Annotated in this window: 13 protein-coding genes; 9 read left to right on the top strand and 4 right to left on the bottom strand. The window is 37.4% G+C overall.

Annotated features, from left to right (window positions below):
* The first annotated feature begins 235 nt into the window (after nt 1-235).
* The gene (locus tag G440_RS0116635; RefSeq protein WP_026452328.1) at nt 236-1,627 is read left to right on the top strand and encodes a flavin-containing monooxygenase; all 1,392 of its coding nucleotides are present in this window, start codon (nt 236-238) and stop codon (nt 1,625-1,627) included.
* A gap of 87 nt (nt 1,628-1,714) precedes the next feature.
* Here G440_RS0116635 and G440_RS0116630 read toward each other — a convergent pair whose 3' ends face one another.
* From G440_RS0116630 to G440_RS0116615, 4 genes are all read right to left on the bottom strand, one after another.
* On the bottom strand, nt 1,715-2,041 hold the full coding sequence (locus tag G440_RS0116630; protein ID WP_026452327.1) for a DMT family transporter: 327 nt from the start codon (nt 2,039-2,041) through the stop codon (nt 1,715-1,717).
* An 81-nt stretch (nt 2,042-2,122) separates the two neighbouring features.
* A complete protein-coding gene (locus G440_RS0116625; RefSeq protein ID WP_026452326.1) occupies nt 2,123-3,904 on the bottom strand; it encodes an AMP-dependent synthetase/ligase in 1,782 nt (593 codons plus the stop codon).
* Nucleotides 3,905-4,039: 135 nt separating this feature from the next.
* Nucleotides 4,040-7,795 (bottom strand): phosphoribosylformylglycinamidine synthase, encoded by a 3,756-nt coding sequence (gene purL / locus G440_RS0116620; RefSeq protein WP_026452325.1) that lies wholly within the window; start codon nt 7,793-7,795, stop codon nt 4,040-4,042.
* 348 nt (nt 7,796-8,143) lie between these two features.
* The gene (locus G440_RS0116615; RefSeq protein ID WP_026452324.1) at nt 8,144-9,388 is read right to left on the bottom strand and encodes an RsmB/NOP family class I SAM-dependent RNA methyltransferase; all 1,245 of its coding nucleotides are present in this window, start codon (nt 9,386-9,388) and stop codon (nt 8,144-8,146) included.
* Between the two features lie 371 nt (nt 9,389-9,759).
* Here G440_RS0116615 and G440_RS0116610 point away from each other — a divergent pair, with 371 nt between their 5' ends.
* From G440_RS0116610 to G440_RS0116575, 8 genes are all read left to right on the top strand, one after another.
* On the top strand, nt 9,760-10,803 hold the full coding sequence (locus G440_RS0116610; protein ID WP_026452323.1) for a WD40/YVTN/BNR-like repeat-containing protein: 1,044 nt from the start codon (nt 9,760-9,762) through the stop codon (nt 10,801-10,803).
* 462 nt (nt 10,804-11,265) lie between these two features.
* Nucleotides 11,266-12,012 (top strand): hypothetical protein, encoded by a 747-nt coding sequence (locus G440_RS20265; protein WP_026452322.1) that lies wholly within the window; start codon nt 11,266-11,268, stop codon nt 12,010-12,012.
* A gap of 344 nt (nt 12,013-12,356) precedes the next feature.
* Nucleotides 12,357-16,121 carry a GEVED domain-containing protein gene (locus G440_RS0116600; RefSeq protein WP_157418046.1) on the top strand — a complete coding sequence of 1,255 codons (3,765 nt, stop codon included), beginning with the start codon at nt 12,357-12,359 and terminating at the stop codon, nt 16,119-16,121.
* Between the two features lie 465 nt (nt 16,122-16,586).
* Nucleotides 16,587-17,510: a mechanosensitive ion channel family protein gene (locus G440_RS0116595; protein WP_026452320.1), complete on the top strand. Its 924-nt coding sequence runs from the start codon at nt 16,587-16,589 to the stop codon at nt 17,508-17,510.
* A 375-nt stretch (nt 17,511-17,885) separates the two neighbouring features.
* The gene (locus G440_RS0116590; protein ID WP_026452319.1) at nt 17,886-19,493 is read left to right on the top strand and encodes an FMN-binding glutamate synthase family protein; all 1,608 of its coding nucleotides are present in this window, start codon (nt 17,886-17,888) and stop codon (nt 19,491-19,493) included.
* A 337-nt stretch (nt 19,494-19,830) separates the two neighbouring features.
* A complete protein-coding gene (locus G440_RS0116585; RefSeq protein ID WP_026452318.1) occupies nt 19,831-20,361 on the top strand; it encodes a hypothetical protein in 531 nt (176 codons plus the stop codon).
* 172 nt (nt 20,362-20,533) lie between these two features.
* Nucleotides 20,534-22,894, top strand: a complete 2,361-nt coding sequence (locus G440_RS0116580; RefSeq protein WP_026452317.1) for a TonB-dependent receptor — start codon at nt 20,534-20,536, stop codon at nt 22,892-22,894.
* Between the two features lie 4 nt (nt 22,895-22,898).
* Entirely contained in the window at nt 22,899-24,227 is a 1,329-nt protein-coding gene (locus G440_RS0116575; RefSeq protein WP_026452316.1) for a hypothetical protein, read from the top strand.
* Nucleotides 24,228-24,482: the final 255 nt, after the last annotated feature.

Here is a 24,482-nt window from a genome sequence, read left to right as displayed (position 1 = left end):
GCCCATTGTGCCTTTATTCCTTGGATGTAGGGCCAAAAAATGGTATCTTCGCAACATTGTGTTTTTAAAAAATCGTATTAGGTATCTCAATTGCATTTTCATAGTTAATTGATATCTTTTAAAAGTCTTTCTTTTAGGCTTTTCCCGCTGCGTTTCGCGGCCATTTCACAATAGAATATTAACATCGAGCAACTACTTTTAAAGCAGGATGCTTATTATAACCTTATATAGTACTATGAACAACAAACGAACGAACAAGAAAAGAATAGCTATAATAGGTGCTGGCCCAAGCGGTTTAGCACAAATTAGAGCTTTTGAAGCATTACAAAATCAAGGAGAGGATATTCCTGAAATAGTATGTTTTGAAAAGCAAAGCAATTGGGGAGGTATGTGGAATTATTCCTGGAGAACGGGAGTTGGGAAATACGGCGAGCCCATTCACGGGAGTATGTATAAATATTTATGGTCTAACGGTCCCAAGGAATGTCTAGAGTTTTCCGATTATTCATTTGATGAACATTTTAAAAAACCTATTTCTTCTTATCCGCCAAGACCTGTATTATTTGATTATATACAAGGAAGAATTAAAAAAAGTAAAGCACGTGATTATATTCGTTTTGACACAACAGCACGTTGGGTGAGTTATGATGAAAAGTCCAAAAAATTCACATTAGTTCTAGACGATTTAAAGATTGATAAAACTTATTCCGAAGAATTTGATTTTTTGGTAGTGGCTTCCGGTCATTTTTCCACGCCCAATATGCCTTATTTTAAAGGAATTGAAAATTTCCCCGGCAATGTGATGCACGCACACGATTTTAGAGGTGCAGACCAATTTAAGGGTCAAAACCTATTGCTGATAGGGAGCAGTTATTCTGCTGAAGACATTGGAGTTCAGTGTCACAAACACGGCGCAAAGTCTGTTACCTTAAGTTACAGAAGCAACCCCATTGGAGTGGAGTGGCCCGAAGGAATTAAAGAATTGCCATTGGTTACCCATTTTGAGGGGGACACCGCTTTCTTTAAGGATGGCACCACCGAAAAATATGACGCCGTGATCATGTGTACAGGCTATCAACATAAGTTTCCATTCTTGCCAGATGAAATGAGATTAAAAACGAAAAACAACCTTTATCCAGATCATCTGTATAAAGGCGTATTCTTTAATAACCTGCCGCAGTTGATTTATTTAGGAATGCAGGATCAATACTACACTTTCAATATGTTTGATGCCCAAGCTTGGGTAGCTCGCGATTTTATGACCGGTCGTTTTCAGTTACCGGAGAAAGCGGAACGAAGAATTGATATTGATAAATGGTTAGATAGAAATGACGCCTTGGAAACCTCATTTGAACACGTAGATTTTCAATCTGACTATATAAAGGATTTATTGGCAATTTCAGATTACCCCGACTTTAATGTTGACAAGGTTGGAGAAATGTTTAAATCTTGGTTAGGAGATAAAGATGAAAATATCTTGACCTATCGCGATAAATCTTACCAGAGTGTTGTTACTGGCACTATGGCTGCCGAGCATCATACCGAATGGATGGATGAACTGGACGATAGTAAAGAACGCTATCTTTTTGAACCCGAAGAGGAAGAGTTGATTCCAGACACTCTATAAGTTAATTCTTAAGATTATAAAAAAAGGTGCTGTTTGGAGAAACAACACCTTTTTTTATACCTCTATTTCTTAGAAAATGTGTGATGCTTAAGATGAAATAAATTTCAGACCCACTATGGAACCAATAAGCGTGAGAAGAAAAAATACACGCCAAAAGGTGGCTGGTTCGTTAAAATAAAAAATACCTATCAGAACAGTACCTACAGCACCTATCCCAGTCCAAACTGCATAAGCCGTACCAATAGGTAGCGTTTTTGAAGCTTTAATGAGCAGAAACATACTTATGGTTAAACAGATAAGAAAGCCTCCAAACCAAAGCCTAGCTTCTAGTCCTGAAGTTTCTTTTACCTTACCAAGACAAGCAGCGAAACCCACTTCAAAGAGACCGCCGATTATTAGGAGGATCCAGTTCAAACTTTTATGTTTTTATGATTTGTATGCTGACCGAAATAATTCTCAATTATAAAATTTTTCAAAAGAGCAAAAATGGATTTTCTATGAATTAGGCCCATAAATCTTCTCATACAAATCTTTATACTGAGCTTTTATCACTTTTCGTTTCATTTTCATGGTAGGTGTTAACTGCCCGTCCTCGATACTCCAAACGTCAGGAGTAAGTTCAAACTTTTTCACCTTTTCCCATTGACCGAAGTGCTCATTATAAAAATCAACTTCCTGTTGAATACGGTCTATAACCGCTTGGTTTTTTACTATTTCTTTAAGATCTGTCGGGATGTTGCGTCCTTTTTTAGCACCCCAATCTTTTATAAATTCAAAATCTGGTTGTATTAATGCGGCAGGCATTTTTTCACCTTCGCCAATAACCATGATATTCTCTATAAAACGTGATTGTTTCATAATGTTCTCTATCAATTGGGGAGCAATGTACTTACCACCACTGGTTTTAAACATTTCCTTTTTTCGATCGGTAATTTTCAGAAAGCCTTCGCTGTCAATTTCACCAATATCTCCAGTATGGAAATAGCCGCCTTCCATTACTTTTTCGGTTTCCTCATCATTTTTATAATATCCAACCATCACCTGTGGACCTTTTACTAAAATCTCTCCATCTTCGGCGATTTTGATTTCCGTTTCGCGCAGTGGTTTCCCGACGGTTCCAATTTTAAATCCTTTATTGCGCATGTCATTCACTGATACAACTGGAGAGGTTTCAGTTAGTCCGTATCCTTCCATCACTGGAATTTGAGCAGCATTGAAAATACGAGCCAATCTAGGCTGTAAGGGCGCGCTTCCTGAAGCAATCGCCTTTAAATTTCCGCCCAAAGCTTTGCGCCATTTACTAAAAATTAATTTGTTGGCCAGGCTAAGTTGCGTTTCATACCACCAACCGTTTTCACCATACGGCTCATATTTTAAACCTAAATCTATCGCCCAAAAGAAGAGTTTCTTTTTAATGCCAGAAAGTTCGCCTCCTTTGGCGTATATTTTATCATACACTTTTTCAAGTACACGAGGTACTGCTGTCATTACTTCGGGTTTTACCTCCTGTAAATTGGCGCTTATAGTATCAAGTGATTCAGCAAAATAAAGTTCCACTCCACAATATTGATACATGTAGTGCAGCATTCTTTCATAAACGTGACAAACAGGCAAAAAGCTTAACGAAGATGATTTGCCTAAATCAATTGGTAAACGTTCAGCGCTAAATTTGGCATTGCTACCAATGTTTTTATGTGAAAGCATAACCCCTTTTGGTTTTCCAGTAGTTCCGGAAGTATATATTAAAGTGGCTACATCATTTTCGTCAATCGCATCTTTTCTCTTGTCAACTTCATCTTGGTTGCTTTCGTCCTTTCCTTTTTCAAGAACCTCGCTCCAATTTTTTGCACCTTTAATCTCATCAAAAGTAAATACGTCTTTTAGCGAGGGTACGTTATTTTTTATCTTCATTACTTTGTCCAACACTTCCTTATCCGAAACAAAACAATAAACACATTCGCTGTGATTAAGTACATACTCGTATTCTTCCTCTGAAATGGTTGGGTATATTGGAACATCCTGTGCTCCAGTTTGCATAATACCTATGTCGCAGATGTTCCATTCGGTACGATTGGTAGTTGATATAAGCGCAACTTTATCATTGGCATTTACTCCCATTCGTATCAAAGCCCTGCTTATTGCATTGGCTTTGTCTATATATTCTTGAGTTGACGTAGCCTTCCATATTCCATCATACTTAGTATTAAGTGCCTTTTCTTGAGGATATTTTTCAAGTTGGTAATATGGAAAATCGAAGAGTCTTTTTGGTTCATTCATGGTAGTATTGTTAAGGAAGTGAAAGTAGCAAAAATATTTTAGTTTTTCCAGAAAAGAAAAAAGGAATGACCCGTTGGAGCCATTCCTTAAAAATACTAATAATTATAGAAAGATTTTCAGGAAAAATACAAAATACTATTTTTTCTTTTCAACCCACTCCCGAGCATTCACCAAAGCCTCAACCCAAGGAGAAACTTCATCATTCTTTCTGTCTTCTGGATAATACGCCCAATTCCAAGGGAAAGTAGAACGTTCCAAGTGTGGCATCATCACTAGATGGCGCCCCGTTTTATCGGTCATCATTGCGGTGTTAAAATTGCTGCCGTTTGGATTTGCAGGTAAGGCGTTGTAGCCGTATTTCGCAACAATATTGTAATGGTTTTCATCTTTAGGAAAACTAAATTTTCCCTCTCCGTGTGCAGACCAGATTCCCAAAGTACTTCCAGCTAATGAAGAAAGCATCACAGAATTATTCTCCTGAATTTTTACCGAAGTAAACACACATTCAAACTTGCCTGTATCGTTGTGATGCATTTTTGGTTTTTCTTCGTCTTCCGGATTCAGCAGGCCAAGTTCAACAAAAAGTTGACATCCATTACAAACACCCAATGAAAGTGTGTCCTCTTTCGCAAAGAAATTCTTTAATGCTTTGTGCGCTTTTTCGTTATATAAAAATGCACCGGCCCAACCTTTGGCACTTCCTAAAACATCACTATTACTGAAACCACCAACGGCAACAAGCAATTTAATATCTTCTAAGTCTTCACGACCTTCTATCAAATCGGTCATATGCACGTCTTTTACATCAAAACCTGCAAGATGCATCATATACGCCATTTCGCGCTCGCTGTTACTTCCTTTTTCACGAATAACGGCTGCTTTTGGTCTCTGGTCGCCGATCGGAGCTGAACCTTTTCGGTCACCGAGCGGAGTCGAGGTGCTGTTTATGACCGGATATTTTCCTGTAAAATTCTCAGGAAACTTAAAAGTTAAAGGTTGCTTCTTATAATTATCAAAACGTGTTTTTGCAAGTTTATCACCGCTTTGATTTCTATCTAATAAATACGAAGTTTTATACCAAACATCTCTCAGTTCAGAAATATTAAAGCTGAATTCTTCTTTATTATTTTTAATATGAAGTGTTCCATTTCTTGAAACAGTTCCAATTTTTCTAAAATCGATATTGTTTTCTGAAAGCAATTTTTCAACGGAAGCATCGTCACTTGCTTGAATAACTACTCCAGCATTTTCAGCAAAGAATAGTTTTACCAAATCGTTTTCACCTAAACCTGAAAAGTCCAGATTTGCACCCAAATGGACATCAGCAAAACACATTTCTAATAAAGTAGTAATCAATCCACCTGAAGCCACATCGTGTCCAGCAAGTATTTGCCTGTCTTTAATCAATTCCTGCAAAGTGTTGAAAACAGTTTTTACGTATTCTGCACTTTTTACATCTGGAGCCTCATTTCCTATGGCACTCAAAATCTGTCCGAAGGAAGAACCGCCCAATTTAAATTCATCTTGGGAGATATTTATATAGTAAATACTGGCACCATTTTTCTGTAATACTGGCTCAACTACTTTTTGAATATCGTTACAATTTCCAGCTGCGGAAATAATCACAGTTCCAGGAGAAATTACTTCGCCATCTTTATATCGCTGCTTCATGGAAAGCGAATCTTTTCCTGTTGGAACGTTGATTCCCAAATCGATTGAAAAATCTGAAACCGCTTTTACGGCGGAATAAAGTCTCGCATCTTCACCTTCATTATTACAAGGCCACATCCAGTTTGCAGAAAGTGAAACACTTTTCAGCCCATCTTTTAAAGGTGCCCAAATAATATTAGTCAAAGATTCAGTAATGGCATTTCTTGAGCCTGCAGCAGGATCAATCAAAGCCGTTAATGGAGAATGCCCGATAGAAGTGGCAACGCCTTCCTTTCCGTGAAAATCTAGCGCCATAACGCCGCAGTTGTTTAACGGAAGTTGTAAGCGGCCTGCAGTTTGCTGTTTAGCAACGCGCCCAGTAACACAACGATCTACTTTGTTGGTAAGCCAATCTTTACAGGCTACGGCTTCCAATTGAAGCACTTGCTCTAAATATTCTTTAACTTTTGAAACCTCGTAAGCAGGGTTTTTATACTCTCTGTTTACGGTTTTATCTTTCATGATTGTTTTTGGCGAGCTGCCAAACATATCTTCCAAAGCGAAATCCATTGGTTTTTCGCCGTTTTTATTTTCAAAACAGAAACGTTGGTCGCCAGTTACGTGTCCAACCTCATACATTGGGGAACGCTCACGATCTGCAACTTTTTTTAATGTGTGCATATCGGCTTCGCCAATAATCAAACCCATACGTTCTTGACTTTCATTACCCATAATTTCCTTGTCAGATAGGGTAGGGTCGCCAATAGGAAGTTTATCGAGTTCAATTTTTCCTCCAGTGTCTTCAACCAATTCGCTTAAGCAGTTTAAATGTCCGCCAGCTCCGTGATCGTGAATAGAAACAATTGGGTTGTGATCGCTTTCCACCATCGCGCGAATGGCGTTTGCTGCACGTTTTTGCATTTCGGGGTTGCTTCGTTGGATTGCGTTAAGCTCAATACCACTGTGGAATTCACCCGTATCTGCAGAAGAAACCGCTGCGCCACCCATACCAATTCTGTAGTTATCACCGCCAAGCACAACAATTTTGTCGCCTTCAGCCGGTTTGTCTTTAATGGCTTGACTTGCTTTTCCATAGCCAATTCCACCAGCCATCATAATAACCTTATCATATCCCAATTTTCTATGATTTGGCTCTCCCCCTTTGGGAGAGTTGGAGGGGGCTTCCTCATGTTCGAACGTGAGAACAGAACCAGCAATCAATGGCTGCCCAAATTTATTTCCAAAATCTGATGCGCCATTACTGGCCTTTATTAAAATATCTAAAGGAGTTTGGTAGAGCCATTCGCGCTCTTTCATGCTTTTTTCCCAGGGTCTTTCCTCATTTAACCTAGAATAGGAAGTCATATAAACCGCGGTTCCCGCTAAAGGTAAAGAACCTTTTCCACCAGCCAAACGGTCGCGGATTTCTCCGCCACTTCCAGTCGCAGCGCCATTAAAAGGTTCTACAGTTGTTGGGAAGTTATGGGTTTCCGCTTTTAGTGAAATTACACTTTCAAAATCTTTTTCTAAGTACCAATCGGGCTTATCGCCACTTTTTGGTGCCCATTGCCTTACTGTTGGGCCCTTTACGAAAGCTACGTTATCTTTATACGCCGAAACAATATCGTTTGGATTTTCGGCAGCAGTTTTTTTGATCAGTTTGAATAACGATTCAGGCATTTCATGGCCATCGATTTCAAAAGTGCCATTAAAGATTTTATGTCGGCAATGCTCACTATTTACTTGACTAAAGCCAAAAACTTCACTATCTGTAAGTTTTCTACCCAGTTTTTTTGAAAGATTTTCCAGATGCTCAACTTCTTCGGCATTTAAGGCTAAACCTTCTTTTTGGTTGTATTCTGAAACATCGTCAATTTCTAGAATTCCTTCCGGAGAAACATGAATGTCAAAGATATCTTGATCCAAGGTTTGAAATTTCTGCGAAAGCATAGAATCAAACACCACTGATTTATCTGAACTATTATGAAATTCCTCAATACGGATTATTCCATCAATAGCCATATTCTGTGTTATTTCCACGGCATTGGTGCTCCAAGGTGTAACCATTGCGGCACGAGGTCCAATAAAAAAATCCGTCCCGGTTGAAGCCAGGACGGATTGCTTTATTTTAGGTTGGTTGCCGAAAAGCCACTCCAACTTTTTAGTGTTTTCTTCTGAAATAGTTCCGTGGGCTTGGACTGCGAAAACGGTGTTTTCTTCGTTCCCAAAAAAGTGAATCATTCTTGCTGATTTTTTGTTGATTTTACGAAAATTCACCTAAGTATTAGCTTCGGCGAATAAAGTTGCAAAGATAGCTATTTTTAGAGATATTTTAATCACTTAAAAAAGCCAAAATCAGAAAAAATAAATTGTTAGAAAGTGTTGTTTTTTTGAAGGTTACTCTAAGTTCTATTTCTCGCTACTCTGATGAATAAAATCTATTTCTTCTAAATGGAAAAACCGCTAAGGCTTGACATTTTATAATCAAATCTTAAAGGTTTTTGCTCAGTGATAATTACAAGCTTTCAAAACTTCGGTTGCTGAGTGGAGTCGAAGCACTGCAACCACCATCTTTTTCAAAATATTCGCTTATTTTTGGTCTTTTATCTTTGTTTTTTTCTCTTCATTCTTTTTCTGAAGTAAAGAAATATAAAATCCGTCGAATCCACTTTTGCTCGGTAATATTTTTTCCTCATTTACCAAGGTGAAATCTTTCCCTTCTTCGCGTTTTAGAAAAGCTTTTATTTGCAATTCGTTTTCTGAAGGAAGGATAGAGCAAGTGGCATAAACTAACTGCCCGCCGGGTTTTACCATTCTTGAGTAACTATCTAAAAGATCTTTTTGCGTAGCGCGGATTTTATCTAAAAACTCAGGTTGTAGTTTCCATTTTGCATCTGGGTTTCTTTTAAGTACGCCAAGTCCAGAGCAAGGTGCATCTATAAGCACTTTATCTGCTTTTTCGATTAATTTTTTTATCACTTTCGTGGAATCGATAGCTCGGGTTTCAATATTGAAAATACCGTTCCTTTTGGCACGACGCTTCAATTCGTTCAATTTACTATCATAAATGTCCATGGCAATCAGCTGGCCTTTGTTATCCATCATGGTTGCAATGTGAAGACTTTTACCTCCAGCTCCGGCACACGCATCAACCACGCGCATTCCCGGTTTGGCATCGAGGATTTCCGCTACTTTTTGTGAAGAAGCATCCTGCACTTCAAAAAAACCGTTTTTAAAAGCATCGGTAGTAAAAACATTTGCGCGCTCTTTCAGCTTTAACGCCACTGGATAGCCTTTGATGGTTTCAGTTTCAATGTCGAGATCGGATAGTTCATTTTGAAGTTTTTCAACAGTCGTTTTTAAGATGTTTACTCTTAGAACTACATCGGCCAATTGGTTTAATGCACCAATTTCCTTGTCCCATTTTTTGCCCAATTCCTTTTCTCCCAACTCGTCCATCCAATCTGGAATAGATTCGCGGTATTTTCTAATTTTTGAAAGTTCGTCAAATCTTCCTTTAATACGTCTTGTTGGCGTATCTTCAAATTGCTTCCATTCTGGAATGGCAATCCCTTTTAAGGTTGCCCAAACGGTAAATAATCTAAATAGATTAGGACGACCAAAGGGTTCGCGTACTTCGGCAATTTCTGCGTAAAGTCTTTTCCAGCGTACAATGTCATAAGTGGTTTCGGCAATAAAGCCTCTATCTCGTGCGCCCCAACGTTTATCGCGTTTTAAAGTGTTTTTTAATACTTTATCGGCTTGCTTGTTTTCGTTGAAAATCAAGTCTAGGGAATCTATTGTTGCAAATACCAGGTTTCGGTGTAATTTCATTTTAAAGGATGTTCGGTTTTTTCACCACATCCCGATAGCTATCGGGAACACGTATATTTTTTGAAAATTATTCGTGAATTTGTGTTTGACTTAAAGATTTTCAATCAGTTGAAAACCTTCACGGTTGCAAAGGTATCTCTTTGAAACTGAAATAGAAACTGAAATTGAAATCGAAATCAAAAAAAAATAAATTCACCGCTCAAAATGAATCAGAAAAACCTAAGATGGCTGTACTTACTATATGTATTTCTGGCGTGTAAATATTCAACTTATATAGTGAAACTGAAATATTTATCTAAGCGTGAATTAACCAATCCCTTTTTTACAATTTGGAATTTTAGAATCCTTACTTTTGCCAAAAAATTTTTTCAATGCGATCATTTCTTTTTCTTCTTAGCCTATTCACTGTTTTTTCTTGTAGCAATAAACCTGAAGTTGAATTTAACTCGGTTAAAATAACTCCCGTTTTTATTGATAGCCTGAGCATCCGTGCCATTCAGCCGCTTGATGAAAATAGGGTTTGGTTTGCTTCTGATAAAGGAAAAGTAGGTTTGATTGATGGCGATACGCCTAAGCTTGCGGTAATAAAATATGGCGATTCCTTACTTCATTTTCGCTCTATTGCAACAACTAACGATGCTGTTTTTGTTTTGAGTATTGCCAATCCAGCCGTGCTTTATAAAATAGGCTTCAATGGAAAAGATGCCACCAATATTGAAGAGGTATATACTGAAAAGGATGAAAATGTTTTCTACGACTCCATGAAATTTTGGAATGATAAGGAAGGCATTGCAATTGGCGATCCTATAAGTAACTGTATGTCGGTATTAATAACCCGCGATGGTGGAAACACTTGGAAGAAACTTTCTTGCGATACGTTACCTGTGGTTGAAAAGGGGGAAGCAGCTTTTGCGGCAAGCAATTCCAATATTGCAATTTTTGGAGATAACGCTTGGGTGGCTACTGGCGGAAAAAAATCGCGTGTTATGCATACTGCGGACAAAGGTGAAACTTGGGAGATTTTTAATACCCCTATTCTTCAGGGGAAAGCAATGACCGGTATCTACAGCATTGACTTCTTAGATGCTAAAAACGGAGTTGTTTTTGGTGGAAATTGGGAAGAGAAATCTTTTAATGAGGGAAATAAGGCCATTACAGAAAACGGAGGTAAAACGTGGAAACTTATAGCTAATGGTAAGAAACCTGGCTATCGTTCTTCTGTAAAATATATTCCCGGAACAAAAGGGCAAGGGATGGTAGCCGTAAGTTCTCCAGGAATTTCCTTTAGCGGGAATGGTGGGATGGATTGGAAAGAACTTTCAAAAGAAGGGTTTTATGCTATTGAATTTGTAAATGATAGCGTTGCATTTGCATCTGGAAACAATAAGGTGTCAAAACTGATTTTTCAGAAGTAGTACTTTTTTTGTATTTCTTTCTTCACCTTAATATAAGCTTTTGAAACAATAAGGCTGAATTGTATTCTCTTCTGAAGTTATTCTTCGTTTTGTAGATTAAAATACTAAATGCTTATCCATTAAGAAACCTAAAACAGACTTAGAACGGTAAGACCTAGGACATAAGACAAAAAGTATCGAAATAGCTTTTCTTTTTGTGACAGCTAATAGAGTCATACGTCTTATGTCCTTTCGTCCTATATCAAATTAGGACATTAGTCGTTTTTACGAACAATCATTAAATATTAATTATCTCTGTTTTAATCAACTGAATTTATCCCCATAATCATTTGATAGTCTTCACCCAATCGATTTCATTAACTATTTGGCAACATTAATTTATGAATAGATTAGTAAATTCGATATATAGATCTTGAAATCTTGCCGTTCTAAGGGTTACTAATTCTATAAAAACCCAAACTCATGAATTTATTGAAAAATTTTAAGGCACCTTTATTTGCAATTGTTGCAGCTGGTGCATTTACGGCTTGCTCATCTGATGATGATAATGGTCCAGACCTAGAAAACAACAAAGGTCGACTTGGTATTTACGCGGCAGCCAGCTATTCCCCATCTGCTGACAAAACTAATCTGGACGGAAATAATATCGAACTGTCCAAGTTTTTAGTGAACATGGATGAAATTGAATTGGAATACGATGCTATTATCGATGATGATATTTTTTATAATAGTGACGATGATATTGAACTGAAAGGTCCTTTTGAATTAAACTTATTGTCTCCGGACCCTATAGAAATTGTAGTTGTAGATCTTCCCAACGGTCGTCTTGAGGAAATTGAATTTGAATTTGATAAAAATGACAATCCCGACAGTGAACTTTTTAATCAAAGCATCCGTATGGAAGGAACTATAAATGGAGCTCCATTTGTATTTTGGAATGATTTTGAGGAAGAGCTAGAACTTGAATTTGATGAAAACGGATCTCAAGGTGTAATCTCAAATGATGAAAACAAGGTTTTGATCAACTTTGATCTAACTACAGTTTTAGACCCATCCGGTGGTGTTGATCTTTCCGCAGCTCTTGATGGTAACGGCGATGGAATTATTGAAATTAGCCCAAGTGATAATGATGGTAATCGCACTTTAGCAGAAGCAATGAAGCAAGCCATCAAAAATCAAATTGACTTGCTTGAGGATTTATATGATTAAGAAAAATTAAATTTTTTATCAAAACGACACCGGCTCCAATTTTGGAGCCTGTGTTTTTTGTAAAGTATCTTAATTTTTTTGATAAAATTTATTTAGAAAAATCAAATATATGACGCTTAGTGTTTTAAAGAATAAATTATAAAATTCATAAGATACGAGAACTCACTTTTAAATAATCGTATATGTTTGAATCATAGTGAATAAAGGGGTTTTGGTGGGTTGTTTAAATCGATTATATTGAAATTTTCATTTCTTCTTATTTTCTAATTGCAGATCTAATTCACATTGTAGGTTCGTTTTAATTTAGATATATTTGGCTAAATATTAACAATTAACACCCTATTATGAAGAACAAATTACTTAAAAAAGGGTCAATGTTATTCGTCTTAATGACGTTTTTAGCAATGTCCCATTCAATGAATGCCCAATATTGTGTGCCGGAAGGAACGAATCCGGATCGCTATATTAAAAACTTTTCCACAACTCTTGGCTCAGAAAACATCTCTAATCTAGAGACTGGATTTTCAACTGATGGTTATGGAGATTTTTATGATACCCAAACTGTAGCGCAAGCTACTTCGGGTACTATAGACTTTTCCGTAGATATTGAAGGAGGAACAGCCGGATTTAGAATCTGGGTAGACTGGAACCAAGATGAGGTTTTTGATACTACAGACGAGGTTGCCTATAACTCAACGTCATATCTAAGTAATCATACCGGAAGCATTGTAGTTCCTGCTGATGCATTAGGCGGTGAAACGAGAATGCGTATTGTAAGTAATTGGAATAGCTCTTCTGGAACTGTAGATCCTTGTGAAGTAAATTTTGGCAGTGGTGAATTTGAAGATTACAAATTTATTGTGGTCCTTCCAGAGCCGTGTGATGGTACACCAGAGGCGGGAACAGCCGCAGTTAATCCATCTTCTGGAAATCCTGGTTCTGAATATTTTGTATCAGCACAAGGTTATACAGTTGCTACGGAAATGACTTTTCAATGGCAGTCAAACATAAATGACGCTGGCTGGGAAGACCAGGGTGATGCCACTGCTAACTATACAGATTATACCGCTACGGCTCCAGCAGTAATTGGAGATGAAGTAGCTTGGAGATTGGCTTTAACTTGTACTGGTTCAGGAGAGACAGCTTTTTCTGAAGAGGCAACTTTTACTGCTGCAATTACTTACTGTGATATTACTGTTTCAAATACAGAACCAATAAGTAGAGTTATTTTTGCTGGAATTGATAATCCTTCTTCCCCCGATACAACTAGTGATGGGTATGAAGATTTTACTGCAATAGTAGCAGAAGTAGAAGCTGAAGAAACCTATAGTTTTACTGCAGAAGGAAACACAGGTGGATCTTTCACAAACTTCTTTACCGTTTGGATTGATTGGAACCAAAATGGAGAATTTGAAGAAGTTGAAATGTATGAGATAGGTTCCATTGAAGATTCAGATGGAACAGATGGCCAGCAAGCAACGAGTGATATTGTTGTTCCGGCCGATGCAATTGCGGGTGAAACTCGTATGCGTATTATAAAGAATTATGGCTCTTCCCGAACTAACCCTTGTGGTTTAGTAACTTATGGACAAGTGGAAGATTATACGGTAAACCTTGGCGGCGGTGGCGGCGGAACTTTCCCTGCTCCATATTGTGAGATTGCAGACGCTGATGAAGTTTCCGTTGAAGCAATCACTGCAGTTGAATTTGCAGGAACCCGTATTACTAATGACGATACAGATTCTGCTTTAATCGATAAAACGGATGTTGTTGTAAATATTGACGCTGGTGGTACATATACAATTTCTGTTGAAGGAAATACGGAAGGCGATTTCGACAATAATATCGTTGCCTTTATCGACTGGAATCAAAATGACATTTTAGACGATGCTGGTGAGGTTTATGCCATTGGAACGCTTACAAACTCTACTGGAGACGACGGAGTTTCCGCAAGTATGGAAATCACAGTACCGGCTGATGCCATTCAAGGACCAACTCGTGTAAGAATCACCAAAACATATTTTGATGATGAGTCTGCTTATGAGGTTGACCCTTGTGGAATAGTATTTAACCCAGGTGGCTATGGTATTTTTCCAGGTTTTGGTCAAGCTTTAGACTTTACAGTAAATGTAGAGGAAGCTAACGATTTAGATTGTGATCAAGGAGATGACAGCAATGAATTTGAGAATGGCTTTAATATTACTGCCGGAACAGACTTCAGAAATGCTGATGATTTTAATGTTTCTGCTGATAATACTTTAAATATTAAGTCTGTTGAAATTAACATCATAGCCAGTGCGCCTATTACTTCTTTAGACCTTAACTTTTATAACGACGAGGATGGTGCTCCAGGTAGCACGCTTGTAAATTCTGCAAGTGGACTTGTTCCTTATGGTCAAGTTATGATTGGAACGGCACTTGGTTTTAACGTTTATGCTGTTTTTGTAGAAGTTGATCTTGATTTTGAAGGAGGTGCTGAAGGAGAAACTTTCTGGATGCAACCAGTTAGTGAAGGTGCTGCTTTCTGGGAAGTAAGTACGGTAGGAACTTTAGGTGCCCCTGTTCACACTTCCGAATTGGAAGGACCTTGGGAAGCGGATGCAGATGGAGCACAAGCAGTATTTAAACTGCATTGTGACGTTGCAACACCACCAGATGAGGAATGTTTCTTTGATATTACTGCAAGCATAGAGCCAATTACTAGATTGATGATGGCAAATGTTGACAATGTTTCTGCTACAAGTAGTCCAGATGCGTTGGAAGACTTTACATCTATCAATATTATGGCAGAAGCAGGACAAGATTATGATGTGGTCTTAGAAGGAAATACATCTGGAAGCTTTACTAATTACTTTACCATTTTTATCAATACGAATACTGATAATGACTGGAGTAGTTATGAAACTTTTGAAATTGGTTCTATTACCGGATCTACTGGTGACGATGGACAGCAAGCTACAGCGAACATCACAATCCCCGCCGATTTACTGGAGGGAGCTTACCTTCTTAGAGTAGTAAAGAATTTTAACACTTCTCCCTTGGATCCATGTAGTTCTTACAGCTATGGACAAGGTGAAGACTATACTTTATTAATAGGAGAGTTAGCAGACTGTGAAGGTACTCCTGATGCTGGAGTAGCATCTGTAGATCCAGAACAAGGAAACCCTGATAGTAGCTATACCGTTACTGCCACAGGATATTCTGTTGCTAATGGATTGACTTACCAATGGCAATCAAATACTGATGGTGCAGGTTGGGAAAATGAAGGCGATCTTGAAGATCAATACACTTCGTTTGACGCAACAGCTCCTACGCAAGATGGAATTGAAGTAGCATGGAGATTAGAGGTAACTTGTACTTTATCACAAGAAACTTCTTATTCAGAAACCGCAACTTTCACAACATCATCTGCGAATGTTTATTGTACTCCTGTATTGAATTGTGCTGAAAATGATATGATAACAAATGTTACTTTCGAAGGAATTGACAATACTACTACTTGTAGCACTAATGGATATGGAGACTATACCGCAATGTCGGCTACTGTTCAATCTAATGGTACTTACTCAATTTCTGTAAGTGTAGGAGATGGATGGGCAAACGAGTCAGTTTCTGTTTGGGTTGATTATGACAACAGCGGAACTTTTGATGAAGATGAATTCTACTACATTGGAACCGGAACTGATGAAGCTTTAACGGGCGATATATCTATTCCTGCAAGTGTTGCAGATGGAGACTATAGAATGAGAGTTCGTGTTGCAGCAGTAGGTCAAACTACAGCTACTTGGGATATGGCTTGTGATGAAACTCAAGGTTATGGTGAAACGGAAGATTACACGCTTACTGTTGATGGTGTTGCAGGTGTAGATGATAGTGCGATGTACAATTTCGCATATTATCCAAACCCAGTGCAAGATGTACTATACATTACTGGCGATTTAGATATCCAATCTGTTTCGGCTTATAATGTGCTAGGTCAGCAAGTATTGAGCAACAAGCATTTTGCCGATGGTAAAGTGGATGTTTCTTCCTTACCTACTGGTACCTATATGTTCCGTATTTCTTTAGAAAGTGGACAAATAGAAAACTTCAAGGTTATGAAGAATTAATAAAATTCTTTAGTACCTAGTGAAGATTAATGAGCTGCCCCAAAAATGGGGCAGCTTTTTTTGTATTCAGCTTTAGCAGTTTTAAAACTTATTTGAATGGATGTAAGAATTTAGAATTTTTTTAATACACCGAAGAACACCTGAACATAGTGATGGATTTTTTAATGTGAAAAAATTTATTGCATCGGAAAAGTTTGGTATAATTTAGGAAAGTAGCAAATAGGCTAACAGACTTTCGGTCTTTTATTAATGTCTTGTTACACTTGTATCTTAACTTGTAACGGTTTTACGCAAATCTAAAGTGAATAATTATTTAAATTGTGTCACAACATTTCTTTTAATGAAAACTTGTTAATTTCGACTTGCACTAAATCGCTTAGCATTTTAATCAAAATATTTTCAGTTTAAAAGACGCTATTAACTTAAATAGATGTATTTTTTTCAAAGAATAAAAATTGAATTACTATGAAGCTTCAGAAAGATAGACATTGGATTGTAGTTTATGGAATAGCGGCGGTGGCGTTAATTGCTATTCATTACTTGTTAGACTTGAAGGTCTTTGATCGTTGGGAAAATTATATTCCTTTTTTGAAAAATTTAAGTCTAAGCTTATTTTTAATTTCTCTGATCTTTATGATAAGTAAAGTCATAGAGAGAGTTGTAAATAGTCAAACCCGTCTTGAAGGTGATAGGTATAATTTATTGCGAATTATCAGGTTTCTTGCCATTGTTTTCAGTCTTATAGTAGTTGTTTCCTTTTTATTTAAGAGTCTTTACGGAGCAGCCCTAAGTGTTGGTTTATTTTCCCTAATTGTTGGTTTCGCTTTGCAAGCTCCCATCTCATCATTCATTGCTTGGGTCTATTTGGTTTTTCGACGCTCCTATTTGGTAGGCGATCGAATTCAAATTAAAGGATTTCGTGGCGATGTGGTCGAGATAAGTTATCTGGACACTTCCATTTTGGAGTGTAGTGGCGACTATCTAGGCAACGACCGAAAAAGTGGTAGAATAATTCGATTTCCTAATAGCTTGATCTTAAGGGAAGAGATTATTAATTACTCGGGACCGGATATCCCATTTATATGGAACGAAACAGCGATTCAGATAGCCTATACCAGCGATTTGAAATTTGTGGAACACTGTTTATTTGAAGCCGCACTCACAGATTTTAATGAAAAGTATCCCAAAGTCTCAAAAGACGAACCCACGCTATGGGTGCCTGCGGTCTATTTTAGGATAAATACATATGCCTGGATGGAAGCGGTAATCTCATATCCTGTGGAGCCAGAAGATACCACAGGGCGTAGAAACCGAATTCTTAGACTTGCTCTCCCTGCTTTGAACGATGCGCCAGATAAAGTTAAATTTCCGGAAGGAGCTTTGCGCTAGGAAACTGATTAGGCCTAATAATCGTTAATCGGGCCCAACCTCAAAAAATTGCGGTATTCAATATGATTTAAATTAGGATAGTCTCCAAAAAGTGACTTAATATGATTTTAAATCCATCTGTAATGATACTAAAACAAGTTATAAGTGTTAAGAGATTAAAGAATCTAAAACGCTGATATTGGCATCACAAAATTAGACTGGTTTTAAATATCAACCTTAATCCTTCTTTAATCTCTTTTTTATAATTGTATTGAGATATAATTTGTAATTTGCGCATATTAATTACTTTCTTCAAAATACTGATTATCAATTCTTTAAACTTTAAAAGCTTTTTATTTATTGAAATATAGCTTTCAATTCAACAATACTTTCATTATGCGAAATCAATTTTATGTTATATCAACCCTTTCCCTGTTGATAAGCTTTGCATTAGCCTTCTTTTTAAGTGCAAACTGGTATGTGCTTTTTGCAATTGTATTAATAATTACTGCTTTGGGTTATTATGATATCCTTCAAACGCGGCATACTATTATGAGGAATTACCCCGTATTGGGTAGACTGCGTTATGTGCTGGAAGAACTAAGGCCAAAAATGTATCAGTACTTTATTGAATCTGATATCGATGGTCGCCCATTTAATAGAGTGGATCGCTCCACGGTTTATCAAAGGGCAAAGGCGGTTCGTGATACCATTCCATTTGGAACACAACTAGACGTCTATGCCGAAGGGTACGAATGGATTTGCCATTCCATAGCACCGAAGGCCTTTAATACATTAGATCATGATCCTCGAGTCATGATAGGTAATAAGGATTGTAAGCAACCTTATTCTGCTAGTATATTGAACATTTCCGCAATGAGTTTTGGTTCCCTTAGCGCCAACGCTGTGGAGGCTTTAAACGCAGGTGCGAAAATTGGAAATTTTGCTCACAATACCGGAGAAGGAGGCTTGAGTCATTATCACCTAAAACACGGTGGAGATATCATTTGGCAAATTGGAACCGCATATTTTGGATGTCGGGATGATGAAGGAAGCTTCAACCCGGAGCTATTTGCCGAAAAAGCTAAACATCCTCATGTAAAAATGATCGAGCTCAAGGTTTCTCAAGGTGCCAAACCAGGCCATGGTGGAATTCTTCCAGCGGAGAAAAATTCTGTGGAAATTGCTAAAATCCGACATATCCAACCCCATACTAAGGTTATGTCACCACCGTATCACTCTGCATTTGACTCTCCGATGGGAATGGTGAAGTTTATTCAGAAACTGAGAGATCTTTCTGGAGGAAAACCAGTTGGTTTTAAACTGTGTATTGGTTATAAAAGTGAATTTATTGCTATTTGTCAAGCAATGGTAGAATTGGATATTTATCCTGATTATATTGCAGTAGATGGCGGCGAAGGTGGAACAGGAGCTGCACCCCCAGAATTCAGTAACTATGTGGGCGCCCCATTGATTGACGGTCTTGACTTTGTTCATAATATTCTTAGAGGAATGGGAATACGCCAGCATATTAAATTGATTGCTTCTGGTAAAATTACTTCTGCTTTTCACGTGGCACGTGCTATTGCTTTGGGAGCCGACGCGTGTTATCAAGCTCGCGCCATGATGCTGTCATTGGGATGTATACAAGCATTATTATGTAATACAAATAAATGCCCCACAGGAATCACGACCCAGGATCCAAAACTGACACATGGCTTGGTTCCGGAGGATAAAAAAGTTCGAGTTGCTCAATATCACGAAAAGACAATTAAAAATTTCGTAGAACTTTTAGGAGCTTCTGGTTTAGATGAAACAAAAAATTTAACGCGCTCTCATATTTATCGTCGTATTTCATTTAATGATATGATTACCTATGAAGAACTTTTCCCATCCATAAAACCAGGATCTATGGTCAATGGTGAGATTCCAGAGAAATATAGATTGGATTTTGCCTTTTCTGATAGAACTCGTTGGGGAATCCATCCAGAAGTAGAATTCTAAAATAATCATCGTTAAAAATCCAGTCTCCAATGACTGGATTTTTTTTAGAAACCGTAGCGTCCACAGTTAGGAAAATTATAAGATGAAAGAAAATCACTTTGGTCCGCGATCACTTCATATTAATCGCTTTACCAACGTTCTTTTTTGAATTTTTGAGAACTTGTTTTTGTTTCTTGCAATTCGATTTGTCAATGTATCAGTACCTTATTTAGATCATTTTCTTTCTATTTCAGGAACGCAGCGTGCCTTTCAATTTTTTTTATAAAAACTATCAATTTTACTTAGACTTACTCTAAATAAGGCTTAAATTTGCACCAAAATTTAAAAATCAAATTTAATGAAGAAATTAGTTTTATTTAGTGCGATTGTTTTTGGACTGGTGTTTTACTCTTGTTCCAGTGATGATGATAACGTAACAGAAGATAATGTTAGTCTTGTAGGAGACTGGCGACTGACAAATGTGGATTTTACAGACATGCAAGAAGGTGGAATACCTGCTAGCGATGCCTGTATAGTCGAACTTATTGCAGGCTATGAATTCCATGAGGATTCCAGCTTCTCTTTTATTTTGGGCGAAATTGATTCCCCTATCAATTTTGATGGAGAATATTGGACCTGGGAAGGAGTTATCGACGATTTTAAAATTGTACAAACCAACCCGATGAGTCCGCCATATAACTTTGGCCTTAATCCCACTGGAATTTCGGTGAATAAAGTTGACGGAAAAACAACCATGACTTTTAATGCCGATATGTCGAATGGATCTGCAGCCAAATTTACTTTGGTGAAAGAGAATATTGACAAAACTAAGTTACCTGTGTTGACTAAACCTGACGGTTCAGCATATCATTGTGGATTTTTTGATTAATTTCAAATTATAATATCCAATAAGAAGCCTTAAAATTGGCTTTTATTGTCTGTCCTGCGCATCACGAACTAATCCTTTTAACTTTAGGGGATAAAGATGCGCTAGACAGACAAAATAATTTAGAGTAAATCTCTCAACCTGTATGTTACGGAATTTCCTATTCTTCATTTTTATGTTTTTTTCTTTATTTGCCGTTGCGCAAAATTCAGGAAGCCTTCAAGGGAACATCGTAAACTCCCTTAACGACCAACTGGAAAATATTGAAATACATATGGTAGAAAGCAGTGCGGTTGCCCTGACCAACAAAAAAGGAGCGTTTATATTTCAGAACCTAGCACCTGGATCCTATAATGTATATGCTGTTTATGACGGATTTCAGTTTCCCGTCGAAACGGTGGAGGTTGAGGCAGGGGAGATGCAGCAAGTTACGCTCTACATTGGAACTCTGAATTATACTTTGGAAGAAGTGAAACTACGAACACTTAGCTTAAGCGAGAAACTAAAAAATAGTGCCATCAAAGCAGATATTATTCCGGTGGAAGCAAATACGAGACGCGCAAATTCGGTTGAAGATCTGGTCGATAAAAGTCCAGGAGTTAAAATTCGAAATGTTGGGGGTCTTGGATCTCCAAGTAATATCATTGTAGGTGGCTTTTCAGGAAACGCAGTCAAATTTCTATATGATGATATTCCAATTGATTATCTCGGCTCTAATTACGGTCTCACTAAAGTTCCTACCAATGCCATCAGCCGGGTTGAGGTTTACAAAGGTGTGTTACCCACAAAAATTGGCGTAGATGCCTTGGGAAGTGCCATCAATATTGTTCCCAAAACCAGTAAAAAAACAAATGGTACGGTTTCCTATGAAACAGGATCTTATAATACACATATTGCCACTGCCAATGCCAACATAAAATTGAATAAGCATCTTTTTTTTGGTGTCAATAGCTTTTATAATTATTCAAAAAACAATTATAAAGTAGATAATCTGCCGTATAAAAATCAGAATACAGGGCAGGTAACCTATATCCGCGAACGTTTGTTTCACAATAAGTTTAATCAACATTCATTGGAGTTTTCTGTGCAGGCTCGCGAATTATCTTGGGCCGAATCGATTGAATTTAAAGTGAATTCATACGGCTTAAAGAAAGATATTCAAAACGATCCATTTTCGCGAACAAGACCTTTTGGAGAAGTATATCGCAAAGAACACGGCGATTTTATTCCTTCCCTTAAATACAAAAATCACTTTTTGGATAACAAGTTGAGCCTCAATCAATTTTTGGTCTACAGCCAAATTGATTTCGAAATATTCGACAAGGGCAAAAATGTTTATTATGACTGGAAAGGAATGGCTCACACGACCAATTCAGGCTCCGAGATGGGAAACCTGTTGCTGGACAATGGCTATCTGCAAAACAACTTTCAGCAGTTTACCTCTCGAACCAATCTTAATTATTTGATCAACAATTATTTTCAAATAGAAAATAATACCGTATTTAGTCATTACAACAGAAAATCGAATGTGGGCGATTTAAATGACAACGGAACTATTTACGATAAGCTTATTACCAACTTTGCCTTAAACGCCCAATTTTTTAATCAAAAGCTAGAAACCAATACGCAATTCAAATATCTTTTAGGAAATTTCGCAGGTCAATATAATGCTTCAGACAATCCCTTGGAAGAAAACATTGTAGATAAAGAAGTGAGAAATACAGGTTTAAGTTTCTCTCAGGCATTAAAGTATAATATCAACGAGAAAAGCTATGTGCGGATTTCTTATGAAAATACCTTCCGACTTCCAGAGCAGCAGGAATTGTTTGGTGACAACAATTTTATTATCGCCAATTATGAACTGACGCCAGAGGAAAGTAAAAACATAAATTTAGGATACACCTTCGCCGCAACGCATTTCGGCTTTGAAATAAACACCTACTATCGCGATACTAAAAATCTAATTCGCTTAAAAGATCTAAATCAATATCAGGCGACGTTTCTTAATCTAGACAATGTAAAAGGTTTTGGTGTTGAACTACAAGCCAATTATGAACCGGTGGAACACTTAAGGCTTTCAGGGAATTTAACTTGGAACGACTTCCGGCTACAGTCTTCCAAGGATAAGTCTTTAAACAATCAACATTTTGAGGATGCTAGAATTGCCAATATGCCGTTTTACTATGGAAATATTAGCGCTTCCTATAACTTTATGGAACTGTTGAAGCTTTCCACAGATTTATCATTCTTTTGGGATTACTCCTATGTACATCAATATTACCTGGATTATATTGAAAAACAGTTTGAACCAGATGGTTTTTTAGGCTTGTTTGGTACTTCCAAAATAAATACCAGTCGGATTATTCCAAACCAACATACCCATAATATTGGTTTTATCTATGTGCGGGATTTTTCCAAACAGAGTGTAGCCTTTAGTGCAGAACTGAAGAATGCCTTTAATGAGGACATTTATAATGAATTTAAAATGCAAAGTCCCGGCAGGCATTTTAGAATGAAAATAACCTATAGTTTCTAATCTTATGAAGTTTTCAATACTATATAAAGGCGTTTTTTGTTTCTTATTACTAGGCTTGTTTTCTTGTGAAGTTGACAACTTAGACGACCAGAACAAAAACCCTAAGACCGATTATTCTACGTTTAATTATGTATTAGCTACAGAAGATGCTTCAACTGCTGATATAACTCGTTTTTTTAGTTTTAATCTTGGCGCAGTAGATAGTGAGAAATCCTATGATTTGATTCAGGATAATCAAAACTTTGTCAATTCAGATCCATCCACTTCCTCTGGATATCAATCTTTTAAAAATTATATATTTAGCATGGCCAAGGATAAAAGAGGGTATTCTTCTACTCCCGGATTATTTCGGCTTAGCCTAAACACTTCAAACCAAGTGTTTATTGATAGCGAAATATATATTGGGAAAGACAATCTTTTTCCTTCCCGAAAATTAGCATTAGTAAATGAAAATCTTGGCTTTTATTATAATGAGGACAGTGGCGGACAGACCATCCAATCTTTCAATCCCTTAACGATGCAGTTAATGGACGAATTGGATTTAAGGCCGTATATAAAAACTTTTCGTCCTGAAGCTAAATTTGAGGATGACTACGGAAATAACTTGGTTAGAACAGGATCTTTGGTAATGGATTTTAAAGATGACAAGCTCTACGTGAGTGTGGTGTTTTTGGAGAGTGCCAATTTTAATTTGATCGCCGAGGAAGAGGAGAATTTTTATTTGGCAGTAATCGACATTCCAAGTTTTAGTTTCGAGAAAATCATTCAATATCACGGTGCTAAAACGGTAGGGTTTTTCGTGTCGGAAAACAATCCCACTACAAAAGATGAGGATGGAAACCTCTACTTTTGTTCTTGGGGTTGGAATCAGTTTAATAATCACAATCCTTCAAAAGTCTTTAGAATTAAAACTGGCGAAACAGACTTCGATCCCAATTGGGAAATTGATATAGAACCGATGTTTGGCGAAGGAAGAATAGCACAATCCATCATGTCCTATAACAACAAACTCTATTTGCATATCTCTGAAGAACCCTATCTGTTTGACTCCAGCGAAGATGTGGAAACCAGAAATGGATTAAAACTTTCCTATTACGAATTTGATACAAGCTCTCCTGAGAATTATACGAAATTGGACATGCCTACTTCCAATCCAGCTTCCAGGATGAACGTGTTCAATATTGTGGATGATAAACTCTTTATGGTAGTTCCTAATGCTATTTCGGGCAACTTTAACGGTGTTTATTCTATAGATCGACAAGGAACACTCAAAAAGGAAATGCAGATAGCAAATAAATACCGACCTACGCGATTTTATAAATTGCAGAATTAAGCTTTTATTCTTTTTGATTTTATGCTGAAGTGTACCTCTTACTCAGAATTAATTCACTTTCATGCTTTAGGGTATATCGCCCTTTCAGGGCTGGGTCTTCACTTTGGGGCTTGCGTTCTGGGTTAGGGTATTCCTTCTCGTCTGGGTGTGGTTACTAATTCTTCACGTATTCCTAGGGCTATGCCCTAGGTTATGGTATATCGCCTTTTCAGGGCTAGGTTCTTCACTTTGGGTCTTACGTTCTGGGTTAGGGTA

Origin of the sequence: Aequorivita capsosiphonis DSM 23843 (assembly GCF_000429125.1) — a bacterium.
Lineage (GTDB): Bacteria > Bacteroidota > Bacteroidia > Flavobacteriales > Flavobacteriaceae > Aequorivita > Aequorivita capsosiphonis.
This window is presented reverse-complemented; position numbering and strand designations above follow the sequence as displayed.

Bases quoted from the DNA above. Each gene is read 5' to 3' on its own strand.
- G440_RS0116635 (WP_026452328.1), top strand. From the start codon at position 236: ATGAACAACAAACGAACGAACAAGAAAAGAATAGCTATAATAGGTGCT.
- G440_RS0116625 (WP_026452326.1), bottom strand. From the start codon at position 3,904: ATGAATGAACCAAAAAGACTCTTCGATTTTCCATATTACCAACTTGAA.
- purL (WP_026452325.1), bottom strand. From the start codon at position 7,795: ATGATTCACTTTTTTGGGAACGAAGAAAACACCGTTTTCGCAGTCCAA.
- G440_RS0116615 (WP_026452324.1), bottom strand. From the start codon at position 9,388: ATGAAATTACACCGAAACCTGGTATTTGCAACAATAGATTCCCTAGAC.
- G440_RS0116610 (WP_026452323.1), top strand. From the start codon at position 9,760: ATGCGATCATTTCTTTTTCTTCTTAGCCTATTCACTGTTTTTTCTTGT.
- G440_RS20265 (WP_026452322.1), top strand. From the start codon at position 11,266: ATGAATTTATTGAAAAATTTTAAGGCACCTTTATTTGCAATTGTTGCA.
- G440_RS0116600 (WP_157418046.1), top strand. From the start codon at position 12,357: ATGAAGAACAAATTACTTAAAAAAGGGTCAATGTTATTCGTCTTAATG.
- G440_RS0116595 (WP_026452320.1), top strand. From the start codon at position 16,587: ATGAAGCTTCAGAAAGATAGACATTGGATTGTAGTTTATGGAATAGCG.
- G440_RS0116590 (WP_026452319.1), top strand. From the start codon at position 17,886: ATGCGAAATCAATTTTATGTTATATCAACCCTTTCCCTGTTGATAAGC.
- G440_RS0116585 (WP_026452318.1), top strand. From the start codon at position 19,831: ATGAAGAAATTAGTTTTATTTAGTGCGATTGTTTTTGGACTGGTGTTT.
- G440_RS0116580 (WP_026452317.1), top strand. From the start codon at position 20,534: ATGTTTTTTTCTTTATTTGCCGTTGCGCAAAATTCAGGAAGCCTTCAA.
- G440_RS0116575 (WP_026452316.1), top strand. From the start codon at position 22,899: ATGAAGTTTTCAATACTATATAAAGGCGTTTTTTGTTTCTTATTACTA.